At 63.2% G+C, this 6,623-nt stretch carries 8 protein-coding genes; 2 read left to right on the top strand and 6 right to left on the bottom strand.

From position 1 onward, the window contains the following. From BN1128_RS15630 to BN1128_RS15615, 4 genes are all read right to left on the bottom strand, one after another. On the bottom strand, positions 1 to 681 hold a 681-nt coding region (locus tag BN1128_RS15630), incomplete at its 3' end, for a phosphonate ABC transporter ATP-binding protein (RefSeq protein WP_042870391.1). After that, positions 678 to 1,523: a putative selenate ABC transporter substrate-binding protein gene (locus tag BN1128_RS15625; RefSeq protein WP_042870390.1), complete on the bottom strand. Its 846-nt coding sequence runs from the start codon at positions 1,521 to 1,523 to the stop codon at positions 678 to 680. The genes BN1128_RS15625 and BN1128_RS15630, both read right to left, overlap by 4 nt. A gap of 113 nt (positions 1,524 to 1,636) precedes the next feature. Next, complete coding sequence (gene pncB / locus BN1128_RS15620) at positions 1,637 to 2,815, bottom strand: nicotinate phosphoribosyltransferase (protein WP_042870387.1); 1,179 nt, start codon at positions 2,813 to 2,815, stop codon at positions 1,637 to 1,639. 101 nt (positions 2,816 to 2,916) lie between these two features. Continuing rightward, a complete protein-coding gene (locus BN1128_RS15615) occupies positions 2,917 to 3,552 on the bottom strand; it encodes a nicotinamidase (protein ID WP_042870386.1) in 636 nt (211 codons plus the stop codon). A 75-nt stretch (positions 3,553 to 3,627) separates the two neighbouring features. Here BN1128_RS15615 and BN1128_RS15610 point away from each other — a divergent pair, with 75 nt between their 5' ends. Both BN1128_RS15610 and BN1128_RS15605 read left to right on the top strand, forming a co-directional pair. Next, a complete protein-coding gene (locus BN1128_RS15610; protein ID WP_042870383.1) occupies positions 3,628 to 4,278 on the top strand; it encodes an NUDIX hydrolase in 651 nt (216 codons plus the stop codon). Beyond that, positions 4,275 to 4,772 carry a 2-thiouracil desulfurase family protein gene (locus BN1128_RS15605; RefSeq protein WP_042870381.1) on the top strand — a complete coding sequence of 166 codons (498 nt, stop codon included), beginning with the start codon at positions 4,275 to 4,277 and terminating at the stop codon, positions 4,770 to 4,772. Before BN1128_RS15610 ends, BN1128_RS15605 begins: the two co-directional genes overlap by 4 nt. Here BN1128_RS15605 and BN1128_RS15600 read toward each other — a convergent pair. Next, positions 4,703 to 5,662 (bottom strand): acyltransferase, encoded by a 960-nt coding sequence (locus tag BN1128_RS15600; protein ID WP_042870379.1) that lies wholly within the window; start codon positions 5,660 to 5,662, stop codon positions 4,703 to 4,705. The genes BN1128_RS15605 and BN1128_RS15600 overlap by 70 nt on opposite strands. 7 nt (positions 5,663 to 5,669) lie before the next feature. Next, positions 5,670 to 6,569: an acyltransferase gene (locus BN1128_RS15595; protein WP_042870377.1), complete on the bottom strand. Its 900-nt coding sequence runs from the start codon at positions 6,567 to 6,569 to the stop codon at positions 5,670 to 5,672. Between the last annotated feature and the right edge of the window lie 54 nt (positions 6,570 to 6,623).

Below are 6,623 nucleotides of genomic sequence, written 5' to 3'. Positions count from 1 at the left end.
GTCGAACTGCACCCGCCCCTCGCGCAGGCCTATGATGCGCGGGAAGCGCTCGAGCGCCAGTTCGACCGCGTGCAGGCTGGCGATCAGGGTGCTGCCGTGAGCTCGGGCTTGCGCCAGCAGGGCATCCAGGCTGCTTTGGGCGAGCACGGGATCGAGGGCGGAGACGGGTTCATCGGCCAGCATCAGATCCGGCTGCTGATAGAGCACCCGAGCTATGCCGACCCGCTGCAGTTGGCCACCGGAGAGCTCGCCACAGCGCTGCTGCCACTTGTCGCCGAGGCCGAGGCGGGCCAGTTCGGCCCGCGCACCCTCCGGGTCGCAGGGTCGCAGCAGCGAGAGCAGGGCGCGAACGAGGGACCACTGGCCGAGTCTGCCAGCCAGCACGGCAGTCACCACCGGCTGGGAGGCGGGCAGCGGGGGCTGCTGCCAGACCATGCCGATCCGGCTGCGCAGCCGCTGGCGGGCCCGGGTGGATAGGGCCCAGGGATCTTCCCCCCACAGGGAGAGTGCCAGCTCACCGCGCAGCTCTGTGCCGATCAGCCGCAGCAGGCTGGTCTTGCCCGCGCCGCTCGGCCCTATGATGGCGACACACTCCCCTGCCTCGATCTGCAAGCGAAGCGGATGCAGGATGCGACTCTCGCCGAGCCGCAGCCCTGATCCGTCCAGCGCAACGGCGATCACTTCAGCAGACCGGCCTGGGTTGCGGCCGCTTCTATGCCCTGGTAGTTCTCGGGCTTGGTCTCGATGAAACGGCTGGCCCGTTGCAGCTTGAGGATCTCGGCCTGGGCCGGGACGGCAGGGTCCAGGCTGAGGAAGGCCTGCTTGATCTTCTCCTGCAGCGCCGGATCCAGGTCGCCACGCACCGTCCAGTTGTAATCAAAGTAGGTCGGCGTGGTCCAGATCACCTTCACCTTGGCGGTATCGACCTTGCCCTCTTCCACCAGCTTGTCCCACACGGAGGCGTTGAGCACACCGGCCGGCACCTTGCCGGAGGCGACCCAGGCGACGGTGGCGTCGTGGGCGCCGGAGAAGGCGACATGGGCAAAGTCACGCTCCGGATTGATGCCCTGCTCGGCCAGGAAGTGGCGCGGCATCAGGTGACCCGAGGTGGAGGAGGGGGAGCCGAAGGCGAAGTCCTTGCCCCTGGTGTCGGCCAGGGTCTTGATGCCGCTGTCGGCGTTGGCGATGAACTTGGAGGTGAACTGGGCATCTTCGTGGCGCTGGACCAGCGGCACCACCTTGTCGGCCCGACGATGGGCCTGCACGTAGGTGAAGCCCCCGAGCCAGGCCATGTCGAGCTTGCCGGCGGCCAGCGCCTCGACCACGGCGGCGTAATCGTTGACCGGCACGAACACCACCTCGCGGCCGGTCTTCTCGGCCAGATATTCTCCCAGCGGGGCAAACTTGCGCTGCAGCTCGGTGGGGGCTTCGTCCGGGATGGCGGAGACCCGCAGCGGTTCGGCGGCAGTGGCGCCCAGGCTGGCCAGCAGGGTGGTGAGGGCAAATATCCATTTAGGGGTCATGGGCAGTTCCTTGTGGTCTTTCGTTCGGGCAAGAGAAAGGCCCGACACGAGTCGGACCTTTCAGGAGGGTCATGGTAGGGGACTACTGGCGCTCTGCGCAAGATGGGCCCCTGTTACACCCCGACGTGGAAAGCCTGCTTGAGGTCGCGGATGAAGTCCGCATCCCGGCACAGGGTCTTGCCAGGGCTGTCGGAGATCTTGGCGACCGGGCCGCCGTTGCACTCCATCAGCTTGAAGACGATGTTCATCGGGCTGACGCCGGGCAGATCGCAGGTGAGCTTGGTGCCTATGCCGAAACTGGTGTTGATGCGGCCCCGGAAGTGACGGAACAGCTGCACCGCCTTGTCGAGGTTGAGCCCGTCAGAGAAGACCAGTGTCTTGTCGGTGGGGTTGATGCCGAGCTGCTGGTAGTGGCTGATGGCCTTCTCGCCCCATACTACGGGATCGCCGGAGTCGTGGCGCAGACCCTGATAGCTGCTGGCCAGCTCGAAGTCGAAGTCACGCAGGAAGGCATCCATGGTGATGCAGTCGGTCAGGGCTATGCCCAGATGGTCGGTGAACTCGTCCAGCCAGCTGGTGAGGGCGGCGCGCTGGCTGTGTTCCAGCGGGAAGCCGAGCTGCTGGTGGGCCTGGAACCACTCGTGAGCCTGGGTGCCCACAGCGGGCAACTTGTACTTCTGGGCCAACAGGTAGTTGCTGGTGCCGCGAAACGCCGGCAGGCGCTCCTTGAGGCGGCCCACCACCGCATCCTGCACCGCGTGAGAGAAGCGGCGACGGGTGCCGAAGTCGATGAGGTTGAACTCGCTCATCTCGTCGCTGCTCAGCTCCTGCTCCAGCTTGTCGATCTTCTGATCGAGCCGCTCCAGAGCATGGCTGACACCGAACTGGGGGTAGCGGAAGCGGTTGCGCATCTCGCTGATGATGGCGAGCACAGGGATTTCCCACAGGATCACATCCTGCCAGGACCCTTCGACCCGCACATTGATGCGGCCATCCTGCTCGAACACCTTGAGCAGGGAGGCATCAAGCGGTTTGCGGCGCAGGTGATCGAGGTAGTCAGGGGTGAAGAAGGGGCGCTCGGCCAGAAAATCGAGCTCGGGTTTGGTCAGTCGCAGGGATCCGGCGAGGCGCAGTTGTTCCTCGATCTGTCCCATCATGGGCAGCAGATCCTCTTCGTTGCGGCTGTGGAACTCGGCCACCACTTCGGCATCCGGATAGCGATGGAATACCGCCTGCTGCATATGCAGCTTGTAGGCGTCGGTGTCGAGCAGGCTGGTGAGAATCGGTGGCATATCAGGCTCCCCGCAGGCTGGTGAGCGCGATGACGCGCTCCTGCTGCATAGGTAAGGTGCAGGCGCCGGTATCGGGTTGGCGGGTGAGGATCGGCGGCATATCAGGCGTCCAGCAGGCGTTGTACATCGATCAGGGTCTGGGCCAGTTCGGCACCCGCCTCGATCATCTGGGTGTGGGCGCTGGCAACCGTCTCGGGAGCTATGCCACGGCAGGCATCGAGATGGACGATCACCCGGAAACCGGCGTGGCGCAGTTGCAGCACACTGGTCTTGACGCAGTAGTCGGTGGCGAGGCCGCCGACCAGCACGGTACTGACGCCACGGGCATGCAGAAACTCGATGAGCCCCGTGCTGCGCCGTTCGGCCAGATCGTGGAAGCAGGTGCCGTAGGGATGCAGATCCGGCTCGACCCCCTTCCAGACGAAGAAGTCGTAATCTATGGGGGCGGGCAGACCATCGAGCAGTTCGAAGCCTTGGGTGCCTGGCACGCAGTGTACCGGCCAGGTGAGGTCGGCATTGGGCAAGTCCAGCGGCAACAGCATGCCGGCGGGATCGCTGACGGCCCAGGCGGCGTTGGCGGGGTGAGCGTCCTTGCTGCCGACCCGCAGCGTGGCGAGGGTGGCCTGAGCGTTGAGCGCAGCCACAATATCATCCCCGCCCACGACGGGCAGTTCGTTCGGGCAGAGGGGGGTAAATCCCTTCTGCGCATCAATATCCAGGCTGGCGACGGTTCCCATTGAGTGGCTCCTGCACATACTATTCGTGTGATATTATCTACCAAACATTAATCGAAGGCGAGCAGGGCGATCGGCATGTTGAGAATGAGTCTGGATATGGTGGTGCTGCGGTTGAACGAGGAGCGGCTCGAGCTGCTGCTTGAAACCCGCGATCGTCCCCCCTTTGCCCACTGCTGGCAACTGCCGGCGCTGCGCATCGACGAGACTCGGGATCGGGACCTGGACGCGGCTCGCCACCGTCTGCTGGGGGAGTGGGGGCTGGGCCACTGCTACAGCGAGCAGGTCTGCACCCTCGGCAATCTGGAGCGGGATCCCCGTGGCTGGTCCACGACCCTGGTCTATCTCTGTCTGGTCGAACCGGATGTCGAGGCTATTCAGGGCTGCTGGCATCCGCTCTCGGCTTTGCCCGGCCTCAGCCTCGCCTTCGATCACACCCAGCTTATCGCCCGAGGGCTGGAGCGGCTGCGGATCAAGAGCCGTTACAGTACCTTGCCGCTGCAACTGCTGGGGCCCGAGTTCACCCTCTCCGAGGTGCAGCGCGCCTTCGAAATCATCCTGCAAACGCCGATGAACACGGCAGCGTTTCGCAAGCGGATCCATCGCGCCGACATTCTGGTGGACACCGGTCGCAAGCGCACCGGCAAGCAGCGTCCCGCCATTCTCTACCGGATGGAGAGTCCCTGCTGCGTCATGTTCGATCAGGTGATGCATGGAGCGGAAGCATGAGCAAGGCGCCGCCCCGGGTGCTGGTGAGTGCCTGTCTGCTGGGTCAGCCAGTGCGTTACGATGGCCAGAGCAAGGGGATCGTCAGCGACTGGCTGAGTGAACTGGGTGCCGAAGGGCGGGCGCTGGCCTTCTGCCCCGAAGTGGCTGGCGGTTTGCCGACCCCGCGTCCCCCTGCCGAACGACAGGGCGAGCGGGTGCTGACCGCAAGCGGGCTGGATGTGACGACCGAGTTTGATCGCGGCGCCGAGCTGGCGCTGGCACTCTGTCAGGCGCAGGGTATTCGCTTTGCCCTGCTCAAGGAGGGGAGTCCTTCCTGTGGCAGTGGCCGCATCTACAATGGCCGCTTCGAAGGCGTGTCAGTGGCGGGCGAGGGCAAGACCACGGCCCTGCTGCGCCGCCACGGTATTGCGGTCTTTTCCGAAGATCAGTTGGCCGAGCTGGCCTCTGCACTCTCTCTGGATCCCTCTTTGGCGGCAACCGGCAGCGGTTCCTGATCCCGCTGCCAGCCGTCCAGCACCTCGTCCTTCTCCTGCCAGCGCTGGTTCAGCCAGCCCTGAAAACCCCGTTTGAACTGCTTGTCATTGAAGTAGTCACCGACCAGCGCCTCATCCACCGGCAGCTCCTCGATGCGCACCCGAATGCGCTTCATCCGCCCCATCAGGAAATCCCTGAACGGGGCCTCTGCGTTGTCCGGATAGCTGATGGTGACGTTGATCAGGCTGTCGAACTGTTCCCCCATGGCCGCCAGGGTGAAGGCGAGCCCGGCTGCCTTGGGCGGCATCAAATGACGGTAGCGGGAGCGGGCCGCATCCCGCTTGGGCTCGGTGAAGCGGGTCCCCTCCACGAAGTTGATGACGGTGGTGGGGATGTGGCGAAACTTCTCGCAGGCGTTGCGGGTGGTCTCTATGTCCTTGCCGCGCAGATGCGGGTTTCTTAACAGAAATTCTCTCGAATAACGGCGCATAAAGGGCATCTCCAGCCCCCAGCAGGCGAGCCCCAGCAGCGGTATGTAGATGAGCTCGTGCTTCATGAAGAACTTGGGCACCGGCAGCCGATCCCGAAACAGGTGGCCCAGCACCACTATGTCGGTCCAGCTCATGTGGTTGCTGACGATGAGATACCAGCCATCCTTGCGCAGTTGAGTGTCATCCTCAACCTGCCAGTCGATGCGGGGAATGAGGCGGATCACCAGGGCGTTGCAGGCCAGCCAGAGGCGCATGAAACGGTTGTTGAGCCGGCTGCAGGCGCGGCCAAAGGCCGGAATGGGCAGCAGCAGCTTGGCCAGCGACACCAGCAGGATCAGGCTGGCGCAAAGGGCGGTGAACAAAATGGTCAGGCTGGTGCTGATGAGCAGCACCAGGGGGCCCGGGAGCAGGGTTGGCATGAGTGTCTTACTGCGTCTTGTCCGCCAGCAGCTGGTTCAGGGTCTGGTCCTTCTCGCGCCAGATCCCGTTCAGCCACTGTTGAAACTCTTGTTGGAACTCGGGGTCATTGAAATAATCCCCCACCAGATTGCGTTCGATCGGCAGAAAGCGGACCCGAACCTTGATTGCCTTGACCCGACCGCACATGAAGTCCCAGTAGCTGGGGATGCCGCCCGGATAGGCGATGGTCACATCCACCAGTTTGTGCAGCTGATCGCCCATGGCCGCCAGGGTGAAGGCTATGCCGCCAGCCCTCGGGTGCAGCAGATGGCGATAGGGCGCGGCCTGTTTGTCGTGTTTGTGGGCGGTGAAGCGGGTGCCCTCCACGAAGTTCATCACGCTCACCGGAATATGGCGAAACTTGGCACAGGCCTGGCGCGTTGTTTCTATGTCTTTTCCCTTCAGATGTGGCCTTTTTTCCAGAAATTTACGCGAATAGCGCCGCATGAAGGGGAAGTCCAGCGCCCACCAGGCCAGCCCGAGAAAAGGTACCCAAATCAGCTCTTTCTTGAGGAAAAACTTCAGGAAGGGGATTTTTTGGTTAAAAATCCGCTGCAGCACCAGTATGTCGACCCAGGATTGATGGTTGGCAATGACCATATACCACTCATTCCGGCGCCCTTTGTCCACTCCGACCACCTCGAAAGGCGTTCTGATGATGGTTTTCTGGATCAGATTGTTGAAACCTATCCAGCAACTGGCGCAGCCGTCCAGCAGGGCATTGCAGAGTGTGCGCCAGCTCTTGAGCGGCAGCAGCAGCTTGATCAGACCAAGCAGCAGTATGGGGACAAACCAGAAGAGGGTGTTGAAGAAATAGAGCAGGGTCGAGAGGCTGCCGCGCAGCCGCTCTATCAGCTTGTTGTGCATGAGTCGGGTCCGTCTCGTTGTCTGTGGGTGGCAACCAAGTGGTCAGATCTGTGG

The sequence above is a fragment of the Aeromonas piscicola genome (assembly GCF_000820005.1).
GTDB lineage: Bacteria > Pseudomonadota > Gammaproteobacteria > Enterobacterales > Aeromonadaceae > Aeromonas > Aeromonas piscicola.
The sequence above is the reverse complement of the archived record's forward strand: the minus strand, read 5'-3'. Positions and strand labels throughout refer to the sequence as shown.

Excerpts from the sequence above, each read along its gene's own strand:
- BN1128_RS15605 (WP_042870381.1), top strand. The coding sequence starts at position 4,275 with ATGAGCAAGGCGCCGCCCCGGGTGCTGGTGAGTGCCTGTCTGCTGGGT.
- BN1128_RS15600 (WP_042870379.1), bottom strand. The coding sequence starts at position 5,662 with ATGCCAACCCTGCTCCCGGGCCCCCTGGTGCTGCTCATCAGCACCAGC.
- BN1128_RS15595 (WP_042870377.1), bottom strand. The coding sequence starts at position 6,569 with ATGCACAACAAGCTGATAGAGCGGCTGCGCGGCAGCCTCTCGACCCTG.
- BN1128_RS15610 (WP_042870383.1), top strand. The coding sequence starts at position 3,628 with ATGTTGAGAATGAGTCTGGATATGGTGGTGCTGCGGTTGAACGAGGAG.
- pncB (WP_042870387.1), bottom strand. The coding sequence starts at position 2,815 with ATGCCACCGATTCTCACCAGCCTGCTCGACACCGACGCCTACAAGCTG.
- BN1128_RS15615 (WP_042870386.1), bottom strand. The coding sequence starts at position 3,552 with ATGGGAACCGTCGCCAGCCTGGATATTGATGCGCAGAAGGGATTTACC.
- BN1128_RS15625 (WP_042870390.1), bottom strand. The coding sequence starts at position 1,523 with ATGACCCCTAAATGGATATTTGCCCTCACCACCCTGCTGGCCAGCCTG.